Below are 25520 nucleotides of genomic sequence, written 5' to 3' on the forward strand. Positions count from 1 at the left end.
GTCCGGTTCTCCAAACGATTACTTGCGGGCGGCCAGCACTTCGGCGGGCTGCACGATGTTTTCCTGGGCCTTGTTGGACCAGCTGTTGCGCGTGTAGGTGATCACGGCGGCGATCTCGGTGTCGTTCAACACACCCTTCCAGGGCGGCATGGCGTTCTTGCCGTTGAGCACAAGGTGGATCTGGCCATCCTTGGGACCGTTGACCACGGGGCTGCCGTCCAGCGCCGGGAATGCCCCCGGCACACCCTTGCCGTTGGCCTGGTGGCAGGTCACGCAATTGGCCGCATAGACCTTCTCGCCGCGTTGCTTCAACTCGTCCACGGTCCAGGTCTTGTTGGGATCATCAGCCTTGGCGGCCATTTCCTTTTTCTTGCCATCGACCCACTGCTTGTAATCGTCTTCGCTGACCACGTTGACCACGATGGGCATGAAGGCGTGGTCCTTGCCGCACAGCTCCACGCACTGGCCGCGATAGGTGCCAATCTTCTCGGCGCGGAACCAGGTGTCGCGCACGAAGCCGGGAATGGCGTCCTGCTTCACGCCGAAGGCGGGAATGGTCCAGGAGTGGATGACGTCATTGGCGGTGGTAACAATGCGTACCTTCTTGTTAACCGGTACGACCACCGGGTTATCCACTTCGATGAGGTAGTTGTCGTTCTTCTTCAGCGAGGGATCGGTGACCTGCTCGCGCGGCGTGGCCAGGTTGGAGAGGAAGGAGATGCCCTCGCCTTCGCCCTTGAGATAGTCATAGCCCCACTTCCACTGCATGCCGGTGACCTTGATGGTGAGGTCGGCATTGGAGGTGTCCTTCATCGCCACCACCGTCTTGGTGGCCGGCAGGGCCATGCCGATGACGATCAGGAACGGCACCACGGTCCAGGCGATCTCGACCGCCGTGCTTTCATGGAAGGTGGAGGCCTTGTGGCCAACCGACTTGCGGTGCTTGATGATGGAGTAGAACATCACGCCGAACACGGCCACGAAGATGACCAGGCAGATGATGAGCATGAGGATGTGCAGGTCATAGATCTGCTCGGCGATCTTGGTCACCGGGGGCTGGAAATTCATCTGCAACACGGCCGGTCCCCCCGGACTGTCCACCACTGCCCAGGCCGGCAAGCCGGCCGCCAGCAGCGAGGCACCAAGGATCAAGGATTGAAGGCGCTTCGCAAGTTTCATGGATTTCCTCTAAAGCCCAAAATTATAAGAATGAGACTGCAGCCATTGCGCCGGTCCTGGCCGAGAGTTCGCGCTGGAGTTCGCGGGCGAACTCGCGGCGCTGGCCTTCGTTCATGAACCGCCCCACTTCCACGCGCTGCCCCCGGCTCTCCAGGGCCACCAGCGCCTGGCGGCCCACAGGATAGTCAATGCGCATGCCCTGCCAGTGCAGCGTGCTGCGGCTGGACCGACTACCCTGCGTCACCTCGACGACCAGGCCCTCGTCGGCCAGCCTTACCACTTCGCGATCCGTGGCGTGACGGGCGTAGACCAGCATGGCCGCGCCCACCGCCGTTGACTCAATGAATGAAAAAACCAGAATGATCCAGGCGCCGTGCAGCGTGAAGCCCAGTGCGACTGTCAGTGAAACCGTACAAAGGATTGCGAAGACCCACGCCAACTGGCGTGGCGCAATCGAACAATTGCGCTTCAATATCCATTCCCGCGTCTCCATAGCACCTCGCCACCTGGATTGGGTCGAGCGTGTCTCTCTTTCGATCCGCAGCGGGATTCACTGGATGCGGCAATCGGTCCTGTACGGCTGGCTCGATCTGCCCGACAGGGGCGCTATCCGTGGCTATCCGTTTTGCGGTTTTTATTTATTCTTGCTATTTGTTCTTGCTGGAATTTCTTGCAGTGTATTTTTTTCCTGATTTGAGTATAAGGGCTAACGTCGACATGGATCAAGCACGCACCGCCGCATTGCCCATAGAGGCGTGGGCAGAGCCGCCCCTGGCGGTCCGCCTGAGTCCACCAACGGCCAGGGGGGCGGCCTTGCGAGGCGCGCGGGGCGGCGCTGGAGGGCCGGGAAGCGTCACGATGACGCAACGCCAGGGCGGGCTGGTCAGCTTCCTGACCATCTGACTAGCGCGGCGGACGATCGAAGCGGATGATGCTCTCGCCGGCTGCCGTGGTCTTGGGCACCGGACGGAAGGCATGACCATAGATGATCTCGAAGGTCAGCGGGATCTTGCCATCGGGCTTGCGCATGGCTTCGAAGGCGGCCAAAAGGCGCTGGTACTGGTCGCGGCTCATCATGCTGCGCCGCCGCGTCTCCAGCGGGTTGCCGCCCCAGGCACGCACATCTTCCAGCAGCCTTTGCGGAGTGTCATAGGTGACGGTGATGGTCTCCATATCCATGACTGGCGTGGAAAAGCCGGCATTGACCAGCATGTCGCCGAAGTCGTGCATGTCCACGAAGGGCAAGGTGTGCGGTGCAAGATCAATGCGTTCGAAAGCGCTGCGTACTTCGCGCAGCGTATCGGGACCGAAGCAGGAAAACATCAGCAAGCCCTCTACCCGCAAGACACGACGCCATTCAGCGAAGACGCGGTCTGGCTGGGGGTGCCAGTGCAGGGCCAGGTTGGACCAGACCAGGTCCAGCGCGTTGGCCGCCAGCGGCAGCCGTGCAAAGTCGGCGCAGGCCAGCTCGGGACCGCTCAGTGCAGGACCGGAACCCAGCCACTTGTTGATCGAGCCGAACAGGCGGTTCATCGCCGACTGCGCCCCGCGTTGATGCTCGGCGGCCACGGCCAGCATGCCATAGGCGCCATCCAGGCCGACCACCTGGGCTTCCGGGTAGCGCTTCTGCAAGACCGGCAGGTCCGCACCTTCGCCACAGCCGGCGTCGAGCACTTCACGCGGATGGATCTTCACCAGCGCCAAGCGCTCCTGCATGCGCGCCGATACCTCGCGCCGCAGGAAATCGGACTCGGCCACGCGCTGCGGATGGGCAAAGCGGCGGCGTACCAGGGGGAGGTCGATGGGAGCGCTCAGCTTGGCGCTGGCGGAAGGCGGCGGCAGGGACATGGGAGACAGACGGGTAGAAGGACCGGTGGGAACCGTTTGAACCAAAACGCAGCAACTCCACCGGAGCTGATGCGATAATGCGCGTAGTTTAGTCGAAATCCATTTTTACCGGGCGCACCACGCATGGATCGCACATCGCCGAAACCGGCCTCGTCACAGGCCTCGTCACAGGCCACTTCGCCGGCCAAGCCTGCCACCGCGGCGGCGGCGGCCGCCAAAGGCACCAGCAGCGCCGGCTATCGCCGTGCAGCCGCGCCTGCGCCCAAGAAGAACAGCGGTCCCCACTGGCTAAAGCGCCTGCTGGCGCGGGTGCCGCCCCTGCTGCCGAGCGCCTGCGCACTATGCGGAGCCGAAGGCCGCGAGATTCTCTGCGCGCCCTGCCACAAGCGTTTTTATACCCGCCAGCACCGCCGCTGCATCCAGTGCGCCATGCCCATGCCGGTCACCGGCAAGGAATTGCGCTGCGGCGCTTGTCTCAAGGACCGCCCGGCCTTCGACGCCACCATCGTCGCCACCGACTATTTCGCCCCGTCCGACCAGTTGGCGCTGGCCCTCAAGTTCGGCGGCGACCTGCGCCTGGCGCCGTTGCTGGCGCGGTTGATCCATGATGCCTCGCGCCGCAACCCGGTGCCGGGCAGCGATGTGGCGTTGCCCATGCCCAGCTTGCTGGCCCCGGTGCCATTGGGGCGCACGCGCTTGCAGGAGCGCGGCTTCAACCAGGCCCTGGAAATCGCCAAGCCGCTGTCGCAACTGATGGGCCTGCCCTTGCAGCCACAACTGCTGGAGCGCAAGAAGGAAACCGAAGCGCAATCAGCCCTGCCGGTGGGTGCGCGTGCGCGCAACGTGCGCTCCGCCTTTGCCCTGCCCTTCGCGACCATGGACCAGGTACGCGGCCTGCATGTGGGCATCGTCGATGACGTCATGACCACCGGCGCCACCCTGAATGAAGTGGCCATCGTGCTCAAGCGGCACGGCGCCCGGCGCGTGACCAACCTGGTCTTTGCGCGCACCCTGCCGGTCTGAATCGGGCCGGCCATCCTTTTTCTGCAGGAGATTTTTTTTGTTCCACGTCGTCCTGGTCGAGCCGGAGATCCCTCCCAATACCGGCAACATCATCCGCCTGTGCGCCAATACCGGCGCGCAACTGCATCTGGTGGAGCCGCTCGGCTTTCCGCTGGATGACGCCAAGATGCGGCGTGCCGGACTGGATTATCACGAATACGCCAACATGCAGGTCCACCAGGACTGGGACCAGTTCCTGGCGCACCGTCGCCAGGAACCGCTCTTCGACGAAGCGCGCATGTTCGCCATGACCACCCATGGCTCCACGCCCTTTGCGGGCCTGGCCTTCCGGCCGGGCGACACCTTCGTGTTCGGCTCCGAAACCCGCGGCCTGGCCCCGGAGCGGCGCGAATCCTTCCCCACGAGCCAGCGCATCCGCCTGCCGATGCGGCCGGGCAATCGCAGCATCAACCTGTCCAATACGGTGGCGGTGGTGGTGTATGAGGCATGGCGGCAGAATGGCTATGAGGGTGGTAGCTGAAGAGCAGTTGCGCCCATGAAAAAACGGCTCCCGAGGGAGCCGTTTTCGTTGGCAGGGCCGATCAGCCCAGCAGCAGGGCGTCGTCCGAAAGCTTCTCGCCGCGCGTCTGCTCGAACATCTTGAGCAAGTCCGGCACATCCAGCCCGGCGCGTTCCGGGCCGGACACATCCAGCACCACGCGGCCCTGGTGCAGCATCACGGTGCGGTCGCCATAGTCCAGCGCCTGGCGCATGCTGTGGGTCACCATCATGGTGGTCAGCTTGCTCTCGGAGACGATCTTGGCCGTCAGCTCCAGCACGAAGGCAGCGGTCTTGGGATCCAGTGCGGCGGTGTGCTCATCCAGCAGCAGGATGCGCGAAGGCTGCAGCGAAGCCATCAACAGGCTCACCGCCTGGCGCTGGCCACCGGAGAGCAGGCCGATGCGGTCGGTGAGGCGGTTTTCCAGCCCCAGGTTGAGGATGGAGAGCTTTTCGCGGAACAGCTCGCGCATCTTGCCGCGAATGGCGAAGTTGAAGCCGCGGCGACGGCCCCGCGCCATCGCCAGCGCCATGTTCTCTTCGATGGTCAGCGCCTCGCAGGTGCCGGCCATCGGATCCTGGAACACACGGGCCACCATGCCGGCGCGATCCCAGGCCTGCTTGCGGGTGACATCGGTGCTGTCGATCTCGATCTTGCCGGTGTCGACCAGCAGGTCACCGGAGATGGCGTTGAGGAAGGTGGACTTGCCCGCACCGTTGGAGCCGATCACGGCCACGAACTGGCCGGTCGGGATTTCCAGCGAGAGGCCGCGCAGGGCCGGGTTCTCGATGGGGGTGCCGGGATTGAAGGTGATCTTGAGATCGGTGGCTTTCAACATCTCAGGCTCCCTTCTTCAGCAGTTTCAGCTTGCGCTTGCCCATGGGCAGCACCAGCGCCAGCATCACCAGCACGGCCGTGACCAGGTTCAGGTCCTGCGCCTGCAGGCCGATGAAGTCGCTGTTGAGCGCCAGGGCAATGAAGAAGCGATACAGGATCGCGCCCAGGATCACCGCCAGCGTGGTCCACACCAGGCGACGCGCCGGCAGGATGTTCTCGCCGATGATGACGGCGGCCAGGCCGATGACGATGGTGCCGATGCCCATGGAGATGTCGGAGCCGCCCTGGGTCTGCGCAAACAGCGCACCGGCCAGGGCCACCAGCGAATTGGCCAGGGCCATGCCAGCCAGGGTGGCGCGGCCGGTGGCGATGCCCTGGGCGCGCGCCATGCGGGCATTGGCGCCGGTGGCGCGCATGGCCAGGCCGATCTCGGACGAGAAGAACCAGTCCAGCAGCAGCTTGGCGCCAATCACCACCACCAGCAGGATCAGCGGCCGGGCCACGTAGTCGGGGATCGCGTCGGGCTGCAGGATGGTGAAGATGGTCGGCTCCGAGATCAGCGGCACGTTGGGCTTGCCCATGACGCGCAGGTTGATCGAGTACAGCGCGATCATCATCAGGATACTGGCCAGCAGGTCCATGATCTTCAGGCGCACGTTCAGCCAGGCGGTGGTGAAACCGGCCAGGGCGCCGGCCAGCAGCGCGATGAAGGTGGACAGGAAGGGATTGTAGCCAGCGGCGATCATGGTCGCGGCGACGGCGCCGCCCAGCGGGAAGCTGCCATCGACGGTCAAGTCAGGGAAGACCAGAATGCGGAAGGAGATCAGCACTCCGAGGGCTACCAGGCTGAAAATCAGGCCGATTTCCAGGGCGCCCAAGAGGGTATACAGCGACATAAAAGGACTTTCTTAAAAAACACATTCGGCACGGCGCGGTACGCCAATGCCGAATGTCTTCTGCGTTGCGCCGGCCCTCCCACGGGTGATGGAAAAGCCGGCGGTGCACGTCTGCCGGGGCGACCCAGGCCTTAGTTGAGGACCTTGGTCGCCGACTTCAGGAATTCAGGCGAGAGCGTCACGCCCTGCTTCTGCGCGGCCGACGTGTTGACGTACAGTTCCAGGTTCTTGACCGGCGAGGAAGGGATATCGCCCGCCTTCTCGCCCTTCAGGATACGCACCACCAGCTTGCCGGTCTGGCGGCCCATGTCGTAGAAGTTCACCCCCAGGGCTGCGACTGCGCCACGCTTGACACTGCCGGTATCGGAAGCGATCAGCGGCAGCTTGGCATCGTTGCAGACCTTGGCCAGCGATTCGAAAACCGAGACCACATTGTTGTCGGTGGTGGTGTACATCACATCGATCTTGCCGATCAGGCTCTTGGCGGCCGGAGCCACGTCCACCGAACGGGGCGCGGCCGCTTCCACCAGGGTCAGGCCAGCCTTCTGCAGCTCGCCCTTGAGGTTGTTCAGGGCCGACACGGAATTGGCTTCGCCCGGATTGTAAACCACTCCGACCCGCTTGGCCTCAGGCACGACGCGCTTGATGACCTCGACCTGCTTGACCGGGTCCAGCATGTGCGACATGCCGGTCACGTTGGTGCCGGACGGCTTCCAGTCCTTCACCAGCTGGGCGGCCATCGGATCGGCGATGGCCGAATAGACGATGGGGATGGTCTTGGTAGCCGCCACCATGGGCTGGGCCGACGGGGTGCCGATGGCCACGATGACGTCGGGATTGTCGCCCACGAACTTCTTGGCGATCTGCCCGGCGGTGCCGGCATTGGCCTGGGCGCTCTGGAATTCCCACTTCAGGTTCTTGCCCGGCTCGAAGCCGGCGGCGACCAGTTCATCCTTGGTGCCGTCGCGCACCGCGTCCAGCGCAGGATGCTCGACGTAGGATGTCACTGCGACCACCTTCTCGGCGGCCAGCGCCGAGGCGCACACAGCGCTCAGCGCCAGCGCACCGGCGATGGCGCGCAGGGATTTGGATAGGGCCAGCATGTTCATCTCCTCATTCATGGGTGGTCGGCGCCTCGGCCTGGTGGTCGCCGGGCAGCCTGTTTATAGTGGGCGCGCTGGGGGCGGCGCCAGATGCGCCGATCCCGCCTGAAAGCGGGATCGACGCGGGTATCGCTTATTGCTTGATGACGGTCTTGGCCGAATTCACCAGTTCCGGCGACAGGGTCACGCCCTGCTTCTGGGCGGCGGCGGTATTGACGAACAGTTCCAGCTTGCTGCTGGTGGCCGAGGGGATGTCGCCCGGCTTTTCACCCTTGAGGATGCGGCCGACCACCTTGCCGGTCTGGCGGCCCAGGTCGTAGTAGTTCACGCCCAGGGCGGCGATGGCGCCACGCTTGACGCTGTCGGTATCGGAGGCCACCAGCGGGATCTTGGCGTCGTTGCCGACCTTGACCAGCGCTTCATAGGCCGAGACCACGTTGTTGTCGGTGTTGGTGTAGATCACGTCGACCTTGCCGATCAGGCTCTTGGCGGCCGAACCGACGTCCACCGAACGGGGCGCGGCGGCTTCCACCAGGGTCATGTTGGACTTGGCCAGCAGTTCCTTCAAGGCCTTGACCACCACGGCGGAGTTGGCTTCACCCGGGTTGTAGACCATGCCCACGCGCTTGGCGTTGGGGACCACGCGCTTGATCAGGTCCACCTGCTTGTCCAGTTCCAGCAGGTCCGACACGCCGGTGACGTTGGTGCCGGAAGCCTTCCAGTCCTTCACCAGCTGGGCGGCGACCGGATCGGTCACACCGGAGTAGACCACCGGGATGCTCTTGGTGGCGGCCACCAGGGCCTGGGCCGAGGGAGTGGCGATGGCCACGATGGCGTCGGGCTTGTCACCCACGAACTTGCGGGCGATCTGGGCGGCGGTGCCAGTATTGCCCTGGGCGCTCTGGTATTCCCACTTCAGGTTCTTGCCGGCTTCGAAGCCTTCTTCCTTCAACTCGTCCTTGACGCCATCCCGCACAGCGTCCAGGGCCGGATGTTCAACGATGGCGGTCACCGCGACCGACTTGTCCGCGGCCATGGCCGGGGCGGAGCAGACAGCTGCCAGGGACAGGGCGGCCACCATGGCGCGCAGTGTCAGCTTATTGTTGTAGGACATGCAGTCTTCTCCCTTGGAAAAAATGAATGGAATACCCGAAAAGACGCTAAGTCTAGCCTAGCGCTCCTGAACAATCAATTTGCATGGCGCCATTACCCGGCCGGCCAATGGCGAGCGCCGGTGCGGCTTTCCGGAACGCAAGGACGGTGTGGCGGGACGCTCGCATTTGTTCCTGTACAGAGCAGGGAGGCAGGTCAATGAGCCTGACGATCCCGGTTGCTATAATCAGGCCCCATGTCTTCCCGCCCTTCCCTGCGCCGCCTTACCGTCCGCCGCCCCTGGCTGCAGGTGTGGCTGGGCCTGTCGCTGATGCTGGCCATGGCCGCCGCGCCTTGGTGGCAACAGGCGCTGGCGCGCACGGTGCGCGACGTTCCGGCCATGGCCATCTGCAGCGTGGGCAATGGCTTGCCCGGCAATGCACCGCTGCACCTGGCCAGCGGCCACTGCCCCCTGTGCTGCGGCAGCCTGGGCGTGGGTGTGGCCAGCGATGCCTCGCAGGCGCGGCTGGCCGCGGTGACGGATGGCACCAGCTATCCACTGGTGCGCCCCGCCGGGCCGCTGCGCTCGGCCAGTCTTGCCCCGGGCAGTGCGCGGGCGCGCGCGCCACCGGCCTGATCCTGCTGCGCCATTCCCTCCGCATACGGGCCATCCCGGCCTGAACGATCAGCACGGGTCGCTGCACCCGCACCAAAAGGATACACAAGATGAAACTGCACCACTTCTTCCAACGCGCTGCCGGCGCCGCCCTGGCCACCGCTCTGCTGGCGGCCGCGCCCCTGTCGCAGGCACATGAATACAAGCTGGGCCAGTTGGAGATCGGCCATCCCTACGCACGCGCCACCGTGCCCGGCCAACCGGCTGCCGGCGCCTACCTGAGCATCGAGAACAAGGGCGCTACGGCCGATCGCCTGGTGGGCGTGTCCTCGCCGGCAGCCAAGTCCGGTGAAATCCACACCATGGCCATGGAAGGCAATGTGATGAAGATGCGCGAAGTCGATGGCGGCCTCGAGGTCAAGCCCGGCCAGAAGATCGCCATGCAACCGGGCAATGGCTACCACATCATGCTCATGGGCCTGTCCAAGCCGCTGCAGGCAGGCGACAAGGTGCCGGCCACGCTGACCTTCGAGAAGGCCGGCAAGGTCGAGGTGACCTTCAACGTCGAAGACGGCAAGGCGGCTGCCGCCGGCAAGGATGGCATGAAGGACATGAAGGAGCATATGCACCACTGAACAGGCCCGGCTGCCGCAGCCGCTTCCTGAAACGCCAAGGCCGGCAGCGAGCGATGCTCCTGCCGGCCTTGTTCTTTGCGGCTCCTGCGTCCTGCGATCAGCCGGCCAGCTTGCGCACCTTGGCCAGCAGCTTGGTGGTGGAGCGATCGTGCTCGAAGGCGATCGACAGCACCTGGCCGCCATAGGCCGCCACGGCCTGGCCTTCGGGGATGGCGTGCATGTCATAGTCGCCGCCCTTGACGTAGATCTCCGGACGCGCCTGCTGCACGGCTTCCAGCGCCGTATCTTCATCGAAGGGAACCACCAGCGCCACCGATTCCAGCGCCGCCAGCACTGCCATGCGATCGTCGCAGGTATTGATGGGACGGTCGTCGCCCTTGCCCAGGCGCTTGACGGAAGCGTCGGTATTGACCGCCACCACCAGCGCAGCGCCCTGGGCGCGGGCCTGCGCCAGGTAGGTCACGTGGCCGCGATGGAGGATGTCGAACACGCCATTGGTCATCACCACCGGCTTGGGCAGTTGGGCCACGCGCTGCTGGAGTTCGTCGCGGGTGCAGAGTTTGGATTCGAAGTCAGCCATCTTGATCGGGATCGGGTCGGGAAAACGGGGAATTGCAGGATGAAAAAAGCCGCAACCTCAGGTTGCGGCTTTGGTGATTGTACTGCCTTACTGCCTTAATGCCGGTGCAGGACGCTTCCCTCTCAGGCTGCGGCGGCGCCCGACGGCAGGATGCGCTGGGTCACTTCCTTGCGGTAGCGGTTCAGTTCCTGGACGTTGCTGAAGGTGCGTTCGAACAACAGCGACATATTGTGCAGGATGCGGTCGACGACCTTCTTTTCCCACTCGCCATCGAACTTGATCTGGTTGTCCAGCCAGCGTTCCAGCCATTCCGGGTCCGGCAGGCGGCTTTGCACGGTGTCGTTGGGGAACAGCGCCTGATTCACGTGCAGGTTGGTCGGGTGCAACGGCTTTTCGGTGCGACGCGCCGAGGCCATCAGCACGCCGATCTTGGCAAAGGCGGCGCGGGCCTTGTCGCCCACTTCGTTCAGGGCCTTCTTCATGTAGCGCAGGTAGGCGCCGCCGTGGCGGGCTTCATCCTGGCTGATGATCTTGTAGATCTGCTTGATGACCGGCTCGGTGTGCCAGTCGGCGGCGCAACGGTACCAGTGGTTCAGGCGGATCTCGCCGCAGAAGTGCAGCATCAGGGTTTCCAGCGGCGGCGCCGGATCGAACTCGAAGCGCACGTTGTGCAGCTCTTCTTCGGTCGGGCACATGTCCGGGCGGAAGCGGCGCAGGTATTCCATCAGCACCAGCGAGTGCTTCTGCTCTTCGAAGAACCATACCGACATGAATGCCGAAAAATCGCTGTCCCCGCGATTGTCGCGCAGGAACATCTCGGTCGCCGGCAGCGCGGACCATTCCGTGATCGCGTTCATGCGAATGGTCTGGGCCTGTTCGTCGGTGAGCAAGGAAGCGTCGAACTTGTCCCAGGGAATATCCTTATCCATATTCCAACGGACCTGCTCTAGCGATTTGAACAATTCTGGGTACAGCATCTCAGTATGGGCCTATATGCGTTAAGTGTTTGATTTTAACAAGATTTTCCCTGAGCATCCTAAAACCGCCAGGTTTCGGCAGTGTGACAAGACCCCGGCGCGAACGCGCCCGGGGGCCAGGCTCTGCCGTGGCGATGATCAGGGGGAGGTTGGCTTGCGGGAGGCTGGCTTCTTGTTTTGCCGGGATTGTACAACAGCCGTCCGGCCCGGCGCGCTCGTATTTGCGGCGCTGCGCGGCGCTTTCTTGACCGGTGGCTTCTTGGGCGCCGGCTTGGCTGCCTTGCCTGCCTTGGGAGCGCCTGCCGGCCTGACTTTGGGCGCGGCCTTGGGCTTGGCGGCGACTGTCTTATTTTCGCTACGCTTGGGGGCCTTGGGCGGCTTGGCCGGCTTGAGCAGCGGTTCCTGCTCAGGCTGACCGCCGGCCAGGGCATTGCCAACGGCCTGCTTGAACTGGTCCTGCAGGAGATTCCACCAGGCATTGGGATTGGCCATGGCGGCCTGCAGGTCGGGCGCCTCAGCGGCAGGCGCATCGGCCTCTCCGGCTGGGGCGGCGGCCTCTTCCTGCAGCTCGTCCTGCGGCTCTTCTTGCTCCTCAGCAACATCCTGGGCGCCAGCCGGCTCCTCGTCGGCCGCCTGCGACGCTCCTGCTCCCGGCCACATCGGGAAGCCGAACGGGAAGGGCGACGCGGCCTTGCCCTCCTCAGGGGCGGCGTCGTCGGCCGGCGCCTGCTGGCTGGCCATGATGGCGCTCATGGCTTGCAGGGTGGACAAGGTCGCGCTTTGCACCTCCAGCGTCTGGATGGTGGCCTTGAGCATGTTCAGGTTCAGCTCCAGCCAGGAGGCCACTGTCTTGAGGTCGCCGATCTTCTTGTTGATGTCCTCCACCGACAGCGAGGGCGTGGCCATGGCAGGTGCGCCCATGCTGCTCCACATGTTCTTCATGAATTCGAGGGTGTCGCCCACCGAGCCTGCGCCCGGCATCTTGTCCTGGTTCAGCATTGATCGCTCCTGTTGTTGTGTCCTGCAAATCTGTGCGCCGGCCCTCAGCGCGGCGGCCGCTGCATCCGGCAACTGCTGGGCAGCGCAGTCTGCTCGGCCGGGATGAAGCGCTCGGTGCGGAAACCGTAGCCGCTGCCTTCATTGTCGAAGCGGATGCCGCCGCTGTCGGCGCGCTGCATCTGCATCAGGTAGAGCGGCTGGATCAGCTGGTGGTCCTGGGCGCGCATCGTGGCCGAGTGGAAGGCGCTCTGATATTGCGCGCCTTCCAGGGCATATGCAACCGCCTTGGGATCGGCGCTGCCGGCTTTTTCGATGGCCTTTGCCAGCATGTCGATCATGACCTGCATGCGCAGGTAGAGATAATCATCCTTGGGCTGGGGATAGCGCTGACGGAAGGCCTGGTAATAGGCATCGCTGGGCGAGCCCGGATTGCCGCCGGCATTGGGATGCCATTCGGCCACGGCCCGCACCACGCCCACGCCGGCCTCACCAATGGCGGCCGGCGCTCCCAGGCTGTTGGCATAGAAGGTGTAGAACTTGGCCTTGAAGCCCGCATCGCGGGCGGCCTTCACCAGCAGCGTCAGGTCATTGCCCCAGTTGCCGGTGATGACAGCGTCGGCCCCGGCGCTGCGCATCTTGGCGATGTAGGGAGCGAAGTCCTTGATCTTGCCGATGGGGTGCAACTCGTCACCGACGATGGCGATGTCGGGGCGCTTGGCCGCCAGTTGCTCGCGCGCCGCCTTGGCGACCTGGCGACCGAAGCTGTAGTCCTGGCCGATCAGGTAGACCTTCCTGGTGGCGGTATCGGCCTTGATCGCTTCGGTCAGCGCCTGCATGCGCATGTCCGCGCTGGCGTCGAAGCGGAAGTGCCAGAAGCTGCACTTCTCATTGGTCAGCGTCGGGTCCACTGCCGAATAGTTCAGGAACAACACGCGGCGATCCGGCTCGCGCTGGTTGTGCTTGTTGACGGCATCGATGAGGGCGGCGGCAACGGCCGAACTGTTGCCCTCGATCAGGAAGGGGATGCGCTCATCGGTGAGCTGGCGGAACTGCACCAGCGAATCTTCCACGCCCAGCTTGTTATCGAAAGTGGAGAGTTGCAGCAAGTGCTTGCCATCGGGCAGCGTCACGCCACCGCGTGCGTTGACGCGCTCGATGGCATAGCTGATGTTGCGCACCACGGCTTCGCCGGCATTGGCGAAGGGGCCGGAGAGGCCATCGATCATGCCGATGCGGATCGGCGCCAGAGGCGCAGCGGCGCGGGCCGGTGACAGCGCGAGGGGTAGCGTGATGGCAAGAGCCAGGGACAGAAGACGGGAGGACAGGCGTAATTTCATCGTTGCGTCAGCAGGTGCAGCACAAAAGCCGCATTGTACGTTGTTTGGAAACCCCGCCCCGGTACGCGCGGCCACGCCACACTGCCGGATTGATCCGATACACTGCCGGCATGACCGATGTTTCCCACCCACCCCGGCGCTGGCCGCGCCTGCTGGTCCTGATCACGCTGACCCTGCTGCTGCACGCCCTGCTGGTAGGCTGGGGGCGGCGGCACATCATCGCCATGAACACCCCAGCGTCGGAAAACGTCCTCACGGTGCAACTCCAGACGCCGCCCCCAGCCTACCAGCAGGGGGAGGTATATAAGGGGCGCACACGCCCGGCACGCGCACCACGGCCCGCCCCCGAGCCGAGCATCGATCCGCCCGACGAACCCATCCGCGAGACCGTCGAACCCCTCTACACCGCCGCCCCCGAGGCGCCCCATGCCATGCCAGCCGCGCCCGGCGCCGCTGGTGAGGCAAGCGCAGCAGGCGAGGCTGCTCGCGCCAGCGCTGCCGACAAGAGCGAACCTGTTCTCGCCGATACCACCGGCAAGCAATACCGTACCGATGCGCCACCCAGCGCCGTGCTGGACTACGACGTCACCGGCACCATCGACCAGAAGCCCAGCTATGGATCGGCCAGCCTGGACTGGCGCAACAGCGGCCAGCATTACCGGCTGGAGGGCGAAGTCACCGCCATCTGGGTGACCTGGCTGAAGTTCTCCAGCGAAGGAGAACTGGACGCCTGGGGCGTATCGCCCACGCTCTACACGGAGAAGAAGAAATTCCGCTCCGCCACCAATACCCACTTCAACCGCAACGGCGACAGCATCAGCTTTTCCGCCTCCGAGACGCGCTATCCGCGCCGTGGCGGCGAACAGGACCGCGGCAGCCTGATCTGGCAACTGGCGGCCATCGGTCGGGGCGATCCGGCGCAATTCCAGCCGGGCGCGGTGATCGACCTGTTCGTGGCCGGCGTGCGTGATGGCGAGGTCTGGCGCATGCAGGTCATCGGCGAGGAAGCCATCAAGCTCCCCATCGGCACCTTGCAGACCTGGCACGTGGTGCGCGTACCCAAGCCCGGCGCCTATGAAGACCGCATCGATATCTGGCTGGCGCCCCAGCACGAGTGGTATCCGGCGCGGCTGCGCTATACCGATCCCCGGCCCAATGGCGATGTCACGGAACTGAGCCTGTCGGAACTGCGCCGGTGAGGCCTGCCGTATCTGGCAGGCGCTGTCAAAATCGGAAACAATTACGCACAATTACGTGAGCACGCAGCAGAACCGCCGGGCCGGGCACTTGTCGCACCAGCAATATGGCGCCGTGATGGCTGCCTCTAACTTATCCACAGAGACTTTTAAAAAAGACCGCCATGAACCGTTTCTCCCCTGCTTCCCTTCCCGCGCTGGCGCTGGCCGCGCTGACCGCCTGCGCGCCCGCCTGGGCCACCGATGGCCCGCACCCGGTAGACAAGCGCGCCTACAACCTGCCGCCTTCGGCTGAACTGAACTATTCCATCCAGGCCAAGCAGAGCGGCCTGGACGTCAAGGGCCAAGGCCTGGTGAAGTGGACCCAGAGCAAGACCAGCTACAGCGTCACCAGCGAGACCCGGGCAATGCTGCTGGGCAAGATCCTGGAAGCCACCAGCGAAGGCGCGGTGGATGCCTATGGCCTGGCACCGGACCGCTTCGTGGAAAAACGCCTGCGCCGCGAGCCCTCCACCACCACCTTCAACCGCGAACAGAACAAGATCACCTTCACCCAGTCCGCCGAGAGCTATCCGCTGCAGGGCGGCGAACAAGACCGCACCAGCATCACCTGGCAATTCGTCGCCATCGCCCGCGCCAACGCGGCCAAGATGAAGCCGGGTTCGGAGTGGAATTTCTTCGTGGCCGGCCAGCGCGACGCCGAGCAGTGGACCTTCAAGGTGGTGGGCCGCGAAAAGATCCGCACGCCCCAGGGCGAGACCGAAGCGCTGCACCTCTTCCGCGCCCCGCCGCCGGACGACCAGGGCCAGAAGCTCGATATCTGGCTGGCGCCCAAGATGGAGTGGTACCCGGTGCGCCTGAAGTTCACCGATCCGGATGGCGACTATATCGAGCAGACGCTGGATTCGCTCAAGAAAACCAACTAAGCTTGCCAACAGCCCGCACGGGGCCTGGACGGTAGCGATGCCGTCCAGGCCCCGTGCGCTTGCCCTTCTGGTTCACCGTTCTTCTCTTTGCCGCCATGTCCACCTCCTCCCCATCCCCTTCGCTGGCCCCTACCCTGAACACGCAGAGCGCCCTGGTGCTGTTTTCCGGCGGCCAGGATTCCACCACCTGCCTGGCCTGGGCCCTGTCGCGCTACCAGCGGGTGGAGACCATCGGCTTCGACTACGGCCAGCGCCACGCCATTGAACTGGCGGTGCGCCCGGCCCTGCTGGAAAGGATGCGCGCCTTCTCTCCCGACTGGCAGACCCGCCTGGGCGAGGATCACATGATCGACCTGTCGCTGATCGGCAAGATTTCCGACACCGCCCTCACCCGCGATGTCGAGATCGCCATGCAGGACAACGGCCTGCCCAATACCTTCGTGCCGGGCCGCAACCTGCTGTTCATGACGGTCGCCGCCACCCTGGCCTACCGGCGCGGCCTGAACGTGTTGGTGGGAGGCATGTGCGAAACCGATTTTTCCGGCTACCCGGATTGCCGCGATGACACCATGAAGGCCCTGCAGGTAGCGCTGAACCTGGGCATGGCCACCCAGCTGAAGGTGGAGACGCCGCTGATGTGGATCGACAAGGCCGGCACCTGGGCGCTGGCCGAATTGCTGGGTGGCGCGCCGCTGGTCGACCTGATCCGCACCGATACGCATACCTGCTACCTGGGTGAGCGCGGCGCATTGCACGACTGGGGACACGGCTGCGGGAAGTGCCCCGCCTGCGAACTGCGCGCCCGTGGCTATCAACAATACGCAGCGCGCAAAAGCCCCGCCTGATCGGGCACAATAGGCTCACCACGACAAGAACGAGCCTCATGCCCCACGCCCGCACCACCACCCTGCTCACCCGCAGCGCCGCCGCGCTGCTGGTGCTGCTGGCCGGCGCCGAAATCGGCCGGCGCATCGCCGACCTGCCCAGCCTGCCGGCCCTGGTCGACCTGCAATTCGACATCACTCCGCGCAGCCAGAGCTACAAGGTGTTCGAGGCCAATCGCATCGCCCGCTCGACGCATCCGCGCCCATGGCCCATGGCCTTGCGTGCGCTGGAGATCAGCGTTCCCTGGAAGGATGGCAGCCAGTTGCCGGTGATCGACTTCCTCAAGACCACCTCCGCCCACGCCTTCGTGGTGATCCAGGACGGCAAGATCGTCTATGAGCGTTACATCGACGGCTATGACGCCAACTCGCGCTTCACCTCCTTCTCGGTCGCCAAATCCTTCGTCTCGGCGCTGACCGGCGTGGCCCTACAGCAAGGCAAGATCCGCTCGCTGGACGAGCCCATTGGTCATTATCTGAACAGCGATGAGATCGCGCCGGCCTACGCCGGCATCACCATCGGCCAGTTGCTGGACATGCGCTCGGGCATCGATGTCGATGAGAACTACGGCGGCTCGCTGGCCTCGCCGGTGGTGCGCATGTTCGTCAGCACCGACCTGCACCGCTTCATCGCCCGCCGCAGCGGCCTGCGCTTTGCGCCGGGCTCGCGCTTCGAATACCGCAGCGTCGACACGCTGGTGCTCTCGCGCGTACTGGCGCACGCGACCGGCATGCGCCTGTCCGACTTCGCCCAGCAGGTCCTGTGGGAACCGCTGGGCATGGAGCAGGATGCCAGCTGGAGCGTCGACAGCGGCCAGCACGGCGTGGAAAAGGCCTTCTGCTGTCTCAACACCACGGCCCGCGACTTCGCCCGCCTGGGCTTGCTGTATCTGGACGGCGGACGCGTCGGCGACCAGCAGGTCGTCAGTCCCTCATGGGCTCACGAGCCGCGCCAGCCGGTCAACCATGGCGAGGTGCTGGACTACCGCGACGGCTGGTGGATTCCGCCCGGCAATGCCGATGACCGCGACTTCTCGGCTATCGGCGTGTTCGGCCAGTACATCTACGTCAACCCAGCCACGCGCACGGTCATCGTCAAGCTGAGCGACTACGGCGTGGAGCAGGATGAAGTGCTGACCATGCTGGCCATGCGCAGCATCAGCCATTACGTGGCGGGAAAGAACCAGGGCCTGTTCATGAACAGGCCCTGAATCGCACTGACGCGTGCGCAGCGCCCAAGAAAAAACCGCCGGTCTTGCAAGCGGCGGTTTTTCATGAAGTGCAGGCAGAGGGAAATAATATAAATCGTTTCCTTCTGGCGGCCATTCGGCCGTGGCAGATCAAATCAGATCAGATCAAATCAGAACAGCTCGTTCTTCATCTGCGTCTTGGCCTTCTCTTCCTCTGGCGTCAGGCCACTGCGGTCGCCCATGCCCAGGTCGCGCACCATGGCGCTGGGCGGGAACTCGGCATAGTAGTATTCGCCGCCCGACTCGATCAGGCCATCCGGCACCTTGCGATCCACGTTGGGCACATCCTTGAGCGCCTTGGACATGTAGCTGATCCACACCGGCAGGGCCAGGCCGCCACCGGTTTCGCGGTCGCCCAGGCTCTTGGGCTGGTCGTAGCCGATCCAGGCGATGGCGGTGAGCCCCGGCTGGTAGCCGGCGAACCAGGCATCCATGGAATCATTGGTGGTGCCGGTCTTGCCGGCCAGGTCGGTGCGCTTCAGGGACAGCGCCTTGACCGCCGTGCCATGGCGCACCACGTCACGCAGCATGCTGTCCATGATGAAGGCGTTGCGGGCGTCGATGACGCGGTTGGATTCATCATCGGCGGTGGCCGGCTTGGCCTGCGAGAGTACCTCGCCATTGCTGTCGGTGACCTTGGTGATCAGGTAGGGATTGATCTTGTAGCCGCCGTTGGCAAACACCGAGTACGCGCCCACCATCTGCAAGGGCGTGACATTGCCGGCCCCCAGCGCCAGGGTCAGGTAGGGCGGGTTCTTGTCGGCATCAAAACCGAAGCGGGTGATGTATTCCTGCGCATACTTCACACCCACGCGCTCCAGGATGCGAATGGAGACCAGGTTGATCGACTTCTGCAAGGCCCGGCGCATCGAGATCGGACCTTCGAACTTGCCGCCGTAGTTCTTGGGCTGCCAGACTTGGCCGCCGGTCTGGGTGAAGGTCAGCGGCGCATCATTGATGATGGTGGCCGGCGACAGTCCCTTTTCCAGCGACGACGAATAGATGAAGGGCTTGAAGGACGAGCCCGGCTGGCGCCACGCCTGGGTGACGTGGTTGAACTTGTTGCGGTTGAAGTCGAAGCCGCCCACCAGGGAGCGGATCGCGCCATCCTGCGAATTCACCGAGACGAAGGCCGATTCCACTTCAGGCATCTGGGTGATGATCCAGTTGTTGCCATCCTGGAAGACGCGGATGATGGCGCCGCGACGGATCTTCTTCTGCGGCGGCGCCTTGTCGGAGAGCAGGTTGGCGCCAAAGCCCAGGCCGGCGCCGGAAATGCTGATCTCTTCGCCGGTGGAGAGCATGGCGGTGATTTCCTTGGGCTTGGCTTCCAGCACCACGGCCGAGACCATGTCGTCGCTATCGGGGTGATCGGCCAGCTCCACTTCCACTGCATCTTCCACGGCATCCTTGGTGGCGTTCTCGGGCAGGTCCATGTAGCCCTCCGGTCCGCGATAGCCGTGCCGGCGCTCGTAGTCGATGATGCCGCGACGCAGGGCGATGTAGGCCGCATCCTGGTCGGTCTTGGTGATGGTGGTGAAGACATTCAGGCCGCGGGTATAGGTCTCGTCCTTGTACTGCGCATAGACCAGCTGGCGGGCCATTTCAGCCACGTATTCGGCATGCATGCCGAAGGCCGAGCTGTCGCCCTTGACCCGCAGCTCCTCATCCTTGGCGGCCTGGTATTGCGCGTCGGTGATGTAACCCAGCTGGCGCATGCGCAAGAGGATGTACTGCTGGCGTGCGTGCGCCCGCTTGGGATTGACCACCGGGTTGTAGGCCGAGGGCGCCTTGGGCAGGCCGGCCAGCATCGCCGCCTCGGCGATGGTGAGGTCCTTCAACTGCTTGCCGAAATAGATCTGGGCGGCCGAGGCAAAGCCATAGGCGCGCTGGCCCAGATAGATCTGGTTCATGTAGACCTCGAGGATCTGGTCCTTGGTGAGGTTGTTCTCGATCTTCCAGGCCAGCGGGATTTCATAGAAGAACTTGCGCGTGGCCTTCTGCAGGAAGGTCGGCTCGTTGCTGGTCAGGAAGAAGTTGCGCGCCACCTGCTGGGTGATGGTCGAGGCACCGCCGCCGCCGCCGGAAAGGTTGGAGAAGGTGGCGCGGGCAATGCCCTGGTAATCGACGCCGCCGTGTTCATAGAAACGGTCGTCCTCGATGGCCAGCACGGCCTTCTTCATGATCTCGGGGATGTCCTTGAAATGCACCAGGTTGCGCCGTTCCTCGCCGAACTCGCCGATGAGCACGCCGTCAGCCGAGAAGATGCGCAGCGGGATCTTGGGACGATAGTCGGTCAGGGTATCGAGGTCGGGCAGCTTGGGATAGGTCAGGGCGACGATGAAGGTCACGCCCAGCAGCACCATCACGGCCAGGCCGAAGATCGTGCCGACCAAGCCCAGGAGGATGCGCAGCGACCAGTGCATACGCTTGCGCGGTGCTTTCTGGGCTGCCTGATCGACCGGGGAATCGGCCGCGGAATCGGCTTGGGATTTGGCAGCCGGGCCCGGTTTGCGTGGACCGCCGCCGTTGGAAGGTGAAGACATTCGAAATAAGCGTTAAAGCAGGCCGGAGCCGGATTGGAAGAAACAAGCCCGCATTATAGCGGCTCGCCCCTGTGGGCCGCGTGGGCGGGTGTTGCAAATAGACCAAACCCGCTCAGGCCGGGTTCCGGGCCGCCCTGGCGGAATAGGCCGTACTGCCGTGATTTGGGCCGCTTTCTCAAGTTTTGGCGATTCCCGCATCGGCTTGCCCATCTGACAATCCCCCTTCCTTCCCACGATGAGGTCAGCGCCATGACCTGGACTCCCCTTCGCTGCCTGCGCCCGCGCTTGTGCATCGGCCTCGACCTGGCCCCGCAGCGGCTGCGGCTGGCACTGGCGCGCCGCCGTGGACGTCAGCGCGAAGTGCTGCGGCTGGCGCAGGCTGCGTTGCCCGACGGGTTGCTGCAGGACGGCCAGATCACCGATCTCGACGCAGTGGTGCAAGCCTGTCGTCCGCTGCTGGACCCAGCCTGTCCCGCCCAGGCAGCGCTGGTGCTGGGCATGCCGCGCACCTGCCTGAGCGTGCAGCGGCTGGTCCTGCCCGCCGGCTCGAGCGATTGGGAAAGGCTGGCGCAGGTCCGCGCCGAAATGAGCGCCTACGGCCTGGCCCCCGCCGACCACGTGATGGACTATCGCGTCGCCCCTGCCCGGGCCGGCCAGGATGTGAGCCTATGGGCCTGGGCCGCCTCCTCGCTGGCGGTGGAAGACCGGCTGGCGCTGGCCGCAGCGCTGCACCGGCCACTGGCCGCGCTGCCGCCCGAGGATGAATGCCTGGGCGACTTCCTGCGGCCAGCCGCCAGCGCAGCCCACGACGCCCTGCTGCATCTGGATCCCGATGACAGCTGGCTGATCTACGGCGACACACCCGCCCAGGGATTGCGCTGGCGTCCTGCCGTCGCCGGCCCGACTGCGCTGCTCGCCGAACTCGCCCCCTTGCTCAGGCCCAAGCCGCAACGGCTGCTGCTGGACTGCCATCCTGCCGCACTCCCGACCCATGACGCCCTGCCCATGCTGCGCGCTGCATTCGCACGCTATGCCGGCTTGCGCGCCCTGCCTGCGCCGCTCCCGGCTGACCTGATCCTGGCGCCATCGGCGCGACTGCCAGGGGCAAACCCAGTAGGCAGTTTCCACCTGGCCATTGCGCTGGCCTGGAGAGGGCTGGCATGAACAGCGTAATCGACTTTGCCCATCCGCCGGCGCTGCGTCGGCGCAGGCGCGAACAGCGCTTCCATGGCTGGCTGTGCGCCGCCGCCCTGCTGGGCGTGCTGCTGGCGATGGCGCCGGGTCTGCGCATCCATCTGCACCAGGGCCGGCTGGCAGCGGCCAACGCCTTGCTGCTGCAGGAAGCGCAAGCCCTGGCGTCGGCCACCAGACAGGCGGCAGAACTGCAGACACGCATCAGCGCATTGCAGCAACGACTGGCGCAACAGCAGCAGCTGGCGCGCCGCCGCACCCAGGCCGGTCTGCTGCTCAGGGGCGTCGCCCGGGCCAGCCTTCCGCTCGTCCACCTGGAACGACTGACGCTGCAGAAGGATCATGCCGAACTGCGTGGCCGGGCCGGCAGCATGGCGGCGATCCAGGAGCTGCAGGGGGCGCTGGCCGCCGCCGGCCTGGAGGGGGCGCATCTGCTGGACCTGCGCACCCAGGCCAGCGCGGCCGCCGAGGGCTATTCCTGGAGCCTGTCCATTCCGCTGCTGGCTGCCGGCGCGGCGTCGCCCCCATGAGGCGGCCCCTGTTACGCGGGCATCCGGCGCACTGGCCGCAGTGGGCCCAGGTGCTGCTATTGCTGGCAATCACCCTGCTGTGCGCCGGCAGCGGCCTGCTGCTGGCCGTCCAGGACCTGGAGGATCTCCGCCTGCAAGAACGCCAGCGCCAGCAGGCCCTGCGCATCCAGTTGCAGGCAGCCCTGCGGCAATCGGCCCAACTGGCCGGCCTGATCGCCCAGCAGCGTACGCTGGAGATGCAACTGCACCAGGGCCAGGAACAAGGCTGGAGCGCCGCCCAGGCCGAGGGTGACCTGCTGCACGCCAAGCTGGCGCGCCGCGCCGCCGAATGCGCGCTGGCGCTGGAAAGCTTCCAGCCCAATCCCGACCGGCAACGCGCCGCCATCAGCCTGCGCGGCCAGTACGCGGGACTGCTGTGCTTCGTCGAACTGGTCAGCCAGCCGCCGTTGCCCTTGCTGCTGGAAAGCCTGGAGATCGTCATCGATGCCCGCCCCGCTGACACGGCGCTCAGGATGAACGCCCAGGTCTTCCTCCCCCCTGTCGTCCCCTCCAAGGAGAATCCTCATGACACTGCTGTCGCTGCTCCTGCCCCTCCTGATCCTGGCCGCGCTGGGCCTCGCTTACCTCCTGCGTCCTCTGCCCGATGAACTGGCGAGCACCCGCCAGTGGCTGGCCGGTGCGCGCCAGTTGAGCAGCCAGGCTGGTGCTGCTCCCCCAGCGTCACTGGTCCAAGCCGCCAGCGAGACGCCCGCCCCGCCACTGCCCGACGTGGAGATCGTCGATCCCTTCCGGCTACGGCAAGACGCGGCCGCGCCGCCTGCCACCGCTGTCGAGCGCCCGCCACAGCGCGTGCGCCGCGACGCCAGCGAGGAGGAAGACGATGAGCCCGTCCCCTCGCCCCGGCCCACCGCGCCCTTGCCGAGGTTGCTGGGTACGCTACGCCAGCAGGATCTGATGCTGGCCCTGATCGACATCGGCGGCGCCACCCACCGCCTGCAAGCCGGCCAGCAACTGCCCGACGGACAGGGCCAACTGCTGACCATCAGCGAGACACATATCGAGATCGCCGATCCCCAGGGGACAAGGCAGACTCTCTCGCTGGAAAGCCCGGCACCACAGCTGGAGCCCTTAGCTGCCAGACGTGGCGCGCCACGGCGGGGAGCGAGACGATGAGAAGCCACTTGCTCCTGATGGGCGTGCTGATACTGAGCGCCCCCGCCCTCGCCGGTCCCCGCCTGCATGCGCTGGACATCGAGGCGCGCGACGAAGCCACCACCCTCACCCTGCGCCTGGACCAGACACTTCCGCTATCGCAGATTCATCATTTCCAGCTGCTCGACCCGCCACAACTGGTGCTGGACCTGCCCGACACCACGCTGGCCGCAGGCATGGCCCGCCAGTTTGCCGCCAGCGGCCTGCTCAAGCGTGTCACCCTGGCCAGCGATGGTGAGCGCCTGCGCCTGCTGGCCACGCTGAAACGACCGCTGCATTACCAGTTGCAGGTGCAGGATGAGCAAGTGCAGGTAGCGCTGTCGCCGCTGCCGCCGCAAGCGCCCACGGCGCTGGGCGGCATCGGTTTCCAGCGCGGCAGCGCCGGGGAAGGCCGGCTGGACATAGACCTGGGCAGCACCGCCCCGGTGGTCCAGGTCCGCCAGCAAGGGCAACGGCTGATCGTCGACATCGGCGGAACCACCTTGCCCACCGGCTCAGCCCGCCAGGTCGAGGTGGGAGATTTCGCCACGCCGGTCACGCAGTACCAGGCCTATCCCTACGAAAATGGCGTGCGGCTGGCCATCCACGCGCAAGGCCTGTGGCGCTACCAGGCCGTGCAGCGCGGCCAGCAGTTGCGCATCGATGTGCTGCCGGTCAGCGCCGATCCGCACCGGATCGCGCCGGACAAGGACTACCAGGGCGCCAGGCTGTCGCTGAACTTCCAGAACATCGAGGTGCGCACCGCCCTGCAGGTGCTGGCCGATTTCACGGGACTGAACATCATCGCCAGCGACGCCGTGACCGGGCAGTTGAGCCTGCGTCTCAAGGACGTGCCCTGGGAGCAGGCGCTGGAAATGATCCTGCAGGCGCGCGGACTGGCGCTGCAGCGCAGTGGCGGGGTCTTGTGGATCGCTCCGCGTGAAGAGATGGCTGCGCGCGAACGCCAGGAACTGGAACAGAAGGCGCTGTTGGCCGACCTCGAACCCCTGCATGCCGAGACCTTCCAGCTTAACTACCAGCGCGCCGACAACCTGCGCCGCGCCCTCGGGCTGGGCGAAGATGGCACGCCCCAGGCCAACCGGCGTGCTTCGCTGCTGTCGCGGCGGGGCAGCGCCATGATCGACAGCCACACCAACCAGTTGCTGGTCACCGATACCCTGGCCGCACTGGCCAATGTGCGCAAGCTGATCGAGCGTATCGACATCGCCGCCCGCCAGGTCATGATCGAGGCGCGCATCGTCGAGGCCGACGACAGCTTTGCCCGCAACCTGGGCGTCAAGCTGGGACTGGCCGCCCGCACCCAGGGCGCGGCGCTCGGCAACAGCTATGCGAGCGTAGGCGAACTGAGCGGCCAGACCCCGCCGGCGGCCGGCACCTACCTGCGCGAACCGGCGCTGGGCCTGGGCGCAGGAGCCCTTGCCGGCAGCGCGCCGGGCAGCTTTGCCTTCACCCTCTTCAACGCCGCCGCCCAGCGCTTCCTCAACGTCGAACTGTCTGCGCTGGAAGCGGAGGGACGCGGCAAAATCGTCTCCAGCCCGCGCCTGGTCACGGCCGACCAGCAGGCCGCCCTGATCGAGCAGGGCGAGGAAATTCCCTACCAGCAATCGATAGGCAGCGGCGCGACCGCCACCGCTTTCAAGAAGGCCAACCTGAAACTGGAAGTCACGCCCCAGATCACCCCGGACGGCAACGTGATCCTGGACGTCGATGTCAACAAGGACAGCCGTGGCAGCGCCACGCCGGGCGGGCTGGCCATCAATACCAAGCACATCAAGACCAAGGTGCAGGTGGAAGACGGCGGCACGGTGGTCATCGGCGGCATCTATACCCAGACCGACAACGAGCATGAGACACGGGTGCCGCTGCTGGGCGAGATTCCCCTCTTGGGAGCGCTCTTCCGCAGCCGCAACAAGGTGCGCGACAAGACCGAACTGCTGATCTTCCTCACCCCGCGCATCGTCGCCCCGCCGCGCCCATATTGAGCCCCGCGCGGGGGGCGGCCGGGATTTTTTCCCCGGCAGCCGGGCAAGGACGGTAAAATCGCTGTTCCAGGCCAGTGCTGGCGGGCGGCAAGTCCGCCGGCCAGCGGCCCGGACCTCGCCCGCCGGGCTCGGGTGACTGCGCC

Annotated in this window: 26 protein-coding genes; 14 read left to right on the forward strand and 12 right to left on the reverse strand. The window is 65.2% G+C overall.

Annotation, left to right across the window (positions count from 1 at the left end; translation table 11 throughout):
* Positions 1-18: 18 nt before the first annotated feature.
* Together coxB and ACP92_RS20745 are read right to left on the reverse strand one after the other, a co-directional pair.
* Positions 19-1179: a cytochrome c oxidase subunit II gene (gene coxB / locus ACP92_RS20740; protein ID WP_013236088.1), complete on the reverse strand. Its 1161-nt coding sequence runs from the start codon at positions 1177-1179 to the stop codon at positions 19-21.
* A gap of 22 nt (positions 1180-1201) precedes the next feature.
* Positions 1202-1600, reverse strand: coding sequence for a DUF2244 domain-containing protein (locus ACP92_RS20745; protein WP_232284950.1), 399 nt, complete (start codon positions 1598-1600; stop codon positions 1202-1204).
* Between ACP92_RS20745 and ACP92_RS25125 the strand changes: the two genes are divergently transcribed.
* Complete coding sequence (locus tag ACP92_RS25125; RefSeq protein WP_232284957.1) at positions 1494-1871, forward strand: hypothetical protein; 378 nt, start codon at positions 1494-1496, stop codon at positions 1869-1871. The genes ACP92_RS20745 and ACP92_RS25125 overlap by 107 nt on opposite strands.
* 211 nt (positions 1872-2082) lie before the next feature.
* Here ACP92_RS25125 and ACP92_RS20755 read toward each other — a convergent pair whose 3' ends face one another.
* On the reverse strand, positions 2083-3027 hold the full coding sequence (locus ACP92_RS20755) for a methyltransferase domain-containing protein (protein ID WP_041311261.1): 945 nt from the start codon (positions 3025-3027) through the stop codon (positions 2083-2085).
* Positions 3028-3150: 123 nt separating this feature from the next.
* Here ACP92_RS20755 and ACP92_RS20760 point away from each other — a divergent pair, with 123 nt between their 5' ends.
* On the forward strand, positions 3151-4050 hold the full coding sequence (locus ACP92_RS20760) for a ComF family protein (RefSeq protein ID WP_013236091.1): 900 nt from the start codon (positions 3151-3153) through the stop codon (positions 4048-4050).
* Between the two features lie 37 nt (positions 4051-4087).
* The gene (locus ACP92_RS20765) at positions 4088-4570 is read left to right on the forward strand and encodes a tRNA (cytidine(34)-2'-O)-methyltransferase (protein WP_013236092.1); all 483 of its coding nucleotides are present in this window, start codon (positions 4088-4090) and stop codon (positions 4568-4570) included.
* Positions 4571-4631: 61 nt separating this feature from the next.
* Here ACP92_RS20765 and ACP92_RS20770 read toward each other — a convergent pair whose 3' ends face one another.
* The 4 genes from ACP92_RS20770 to ACP92_RS20785 all read right to left on the reverse strand — a co-directional run bounded on the left by ACP92_RS20770 (position 4632) and on the right by ACP92_RS20785 (position 8538).
* Positions 4632-5426, reverse strand: coding sequence for an ABC transporter ATP-binding protein (locus tag ACP92_RS20770; protein WP_013236093.1), 795 nt, complete (start codon positions 5424-5426; stop codon positions 4632-4634).
* A 1-nt stretch (position 5427) separates the two neighbouring features.
* Positions 5428-6321, reverse strand: coding sequence for an ABC transporter permease (locus ACP92_RS20775; protein ID WP_013236094.1), 894 nt, complete (start codon positions 6319-6321; stop codon positions 5428-5430).
* A gap of 131 nt (positions 6322-6452) precedes the next feature.
* Positions 6453-7424 (reverse strand): ABC transporter substrate-binding protein, encoded by a 972-nt coding sequence (locus tag ACP92_RS20780; RefSeq protein WP_041312287.1) that lies wholly within the window; start codon positions 7422-7424, stop codon positions 6453-6455.
* 133 nt (positions 7425-7557) lie between these two features.
* Positions 7558-8538 carry an ABC transporter substrate-binding protein gene (locus ACP92_RS20785; protein WP_013236096.1) on the reverse strand — a complete coding sequence of 327 codons (981 nt, stop codon included), beginning with the start codon at positions 8536-8538 and terminating at the stop codon, positions 7558-7560.
* Positions 8539-8772: 234 nt separating this feature from the next.
* On the opposite strand from ACP92_RS20785, the gene ACP92_RS20790 reads away from it, so the two are divergent.
* Entirely contained in the window at positions 8773-9153 is a 381-nt protein-coding gene (locus ACP92_RS20790; RefSeq protein ID WP_048348629.1) for a DUF2946 family protein, read from the forward strand.
* A 95-nt stretch (positions 9154-9248) separates the two neighbouring features.
* Positions 9249-9767: a copper chaperone PCu(A)C gene (locus tag ACP92_RS20795; RefSeq protein WP_041312293.1), complete on the forward strand. Its 519-nt coding sequence runs from the start codon at positions 9249-9251 to the stop codon at positions 9765-9767.
* Positions 9768-9864: 97 nt separating this feature from the next.
* Here ACP92_RS20795 and rfaE2 read toward each other — a convergent pair whose 3' ends face one another.
* The 4 genes from rfaE2 to ACP92_RS20815 form a co-directional block, all read right to left on the reverse strand.
* Positions 9865-10347 carry a D-glycero-beta-D-manno-heptose 1-phosphate adenylyltransferase gene (gene rfaE2 / locus ACP92_RS20800; protein ID WP_013236098.1) on the reverse strand — a complete coding sequence of 161 codons (483 nt, stop codon included), beginning with the start codon at positions 10345-10347 and terminating at the stop codon, positions 9865-9867.
* A gap of 122 nt (positions 10348-10469) precedes the next feature.
* Positions 10470-11324, reverse strand: a complete 855-nt coding sequence (locus ACP92_RS20805; RefSeq protein ID WP_013236099.1) for a diiron oxygenase — start codon at positions 11322-11324, stop codon at positions 10470-10472.
* A 138-nt stretch (positions 11325-11462) separates the two neighbouring features.
* A complete protein-coding gene (locus tag ACP92_RS20810) occupies positions 11463-12323 on the reverse strand; it encodes a PhaM family polyhydroxyalkanoate granule multifunctional regulatory protein (protein ID WP_013236100.1) in 861 nt (286 codons plus the stop codon).
* A gap of 44 nt (positions 12324-12367) precedes the next feature.
* Positions 12368-13660, reverse strand: coding sequence for a branched-chain amino acid ABC transporter substrate-binding protein (locus ACP92_RS20815; protein ID WP_013236101.1), 1293 nt, complete (start codon positions 13658-13660; stop codon positions 12368-12370).
* Positions 13661-13770: 110 nt separating this feature from the next.
* On the opposite strand from ACP92_RS20815, the gene ACP92_RS20820 reads away from it, so the two are divergent.
* The 4 genes from ACP92_RS20820 to ACP92_RS20835 all read left to right on the forward strand — a co-directional run bounded on the left by ACP92_RS20820 (position 13771) and on the right by ACP92_RS20835 (position 17877).
* Positions 13771-14859 (forward strand): DUF3108 domain-containing protein, encoded by a 1089-nt coding sequence (locus ACP92_RS20820; RefSeq protein WP_048348630.1) that lies wholly within the window; start codon positions 13771-13773, stop codon positions 14857-14859.
* Between the two features lie 161 nt (positions 14860-15020).
* A complete protein-coding gene (locus tag ACP92_RS20825; RefSeq protein ID WP_013236103.1) occupies positions 15021-15782 on the forward strand; it encodes a DUF3108 domain-containing protein in 762 nt (253 codons plus the stop codon).
* 95 nt (positions 15783-15877) lie between these two features.
* Complete coding sequence (queC, locus tag ACP92_RS20830; RefSeq protein ID WP_041311265.1) at positions 15878-16627, forward strand: 7-cyano-7-deazaguanine synthase QueC; 750 nt, start codon at positions 15878-15880, stop codon at positions 16625-16627.
* A gap of 38 nt (positions 16628-16665) precedes the next feature.
* A complete protein-coding gene (locus ACP92_RS20835; protein WP_013236105.1) occupies positions 16666-17877 on the forward strand; it encodes a serine hydrolase domain-containing protein in 1212 nt (403 codons plus the stop codon).
* Positions 17878-18026: 149 nt separating this feature from the next.
* Here ACP92_RS20835 and ACP92_RS20840 read toward each other — a convergent pair whose 3' ends face one another.
* Positions 18027-20342, reverse strand: coding sequence for a penicillin-binding protein 1A (locus tag ACP92_RS20840; RefSeq protein WP_013236106.1), 2316 nt, complete (start codon positions 20340-20342; stop codon positions 18027-18029).
* A 369-nt stretch (positions 20343-20711) separates the two neighbouring features.
* Here ACP92_RS20840 and ACP92_RS20845 point away from each other — a divergent pair, with 369 nt between their 5' ends.
* From ACP92_RS20845 to ACP92_RS20865, 5 genes are read left to right on the forward strand one after another with little or no spacing between them, the layout of a single operon-like run.
* Positions 20712-21626, forward strand: a complete 915-nt coding sequence (locus tag ACP92_RS20845) for a type IV pilus biogenesis protein PilM (protein WP_041311269.1) — start codon at positions 20712-20714, stop codon at positions 21624-21626.
* Complete coding sequence (locus ACP92_RS20850; RefSeq protein ID WP_013236108.1) at positions 21623-22183, forward strand: hypothetical protein; 561 nt, start codon at positions 21623-21625, stop codon at positions 22181-22183. Before ACP92_RS20845 ends, ACP92_RS20850 begins: the two co-directional genes overlap by 4 nt.
* Entirely contained in the window at positions 22180-22830 is a 651-nt protein-coding gene (locus ACP92_RS25270; RefSeq protein WP_048348631.1) for a hypothetical protein, read from the forward strand. The genes ACP92_RS20850 and ACP92_RS25270 overlap by 4 nt, the downstream gene beginning before the upstream one ends.
* Positions 22748-23356 (forward strand): hypothetical protein, encoded by a 609-nt coding sequence (locus ACP92_RS20860; RefSeq protein ID WP_013236109.1) that lies wholly within the window; start codon positions 22748-22750, stop codon positions 23354-23356. Before ACP92_RS25270 ends, ACP92_RS20860 begins: the two co-directional genes overlap by 83 nt.
* Complete coding sequence (locus tag ACP92_RS20865) at positions 23353-25377, forward strand: type IV pilus secretin PilQ (RefSeq protein WP_013236110.1); 2025 nt, start codon at positions 23353-23355, stop codon at positions 25375-25377. The genes ACP92_RS20860 and ACP92_RS20865 overlap by 4 nt, the downstream gene beginning before the upstream one ends.
* Positions 25378-25520 lie beyond the last annotated feature (143 nt).

The sequence above is a fragment of the Herbaspirillum seropedicae genome, from assembly GCF_001040945.1.
GTDB lineage: Bacteria > Pseudomonadota > Gammaproteobacteria > Burkholderiales > Burkholderiaceae_D > Herbaspirillum > Herbaspirillum seropedicae.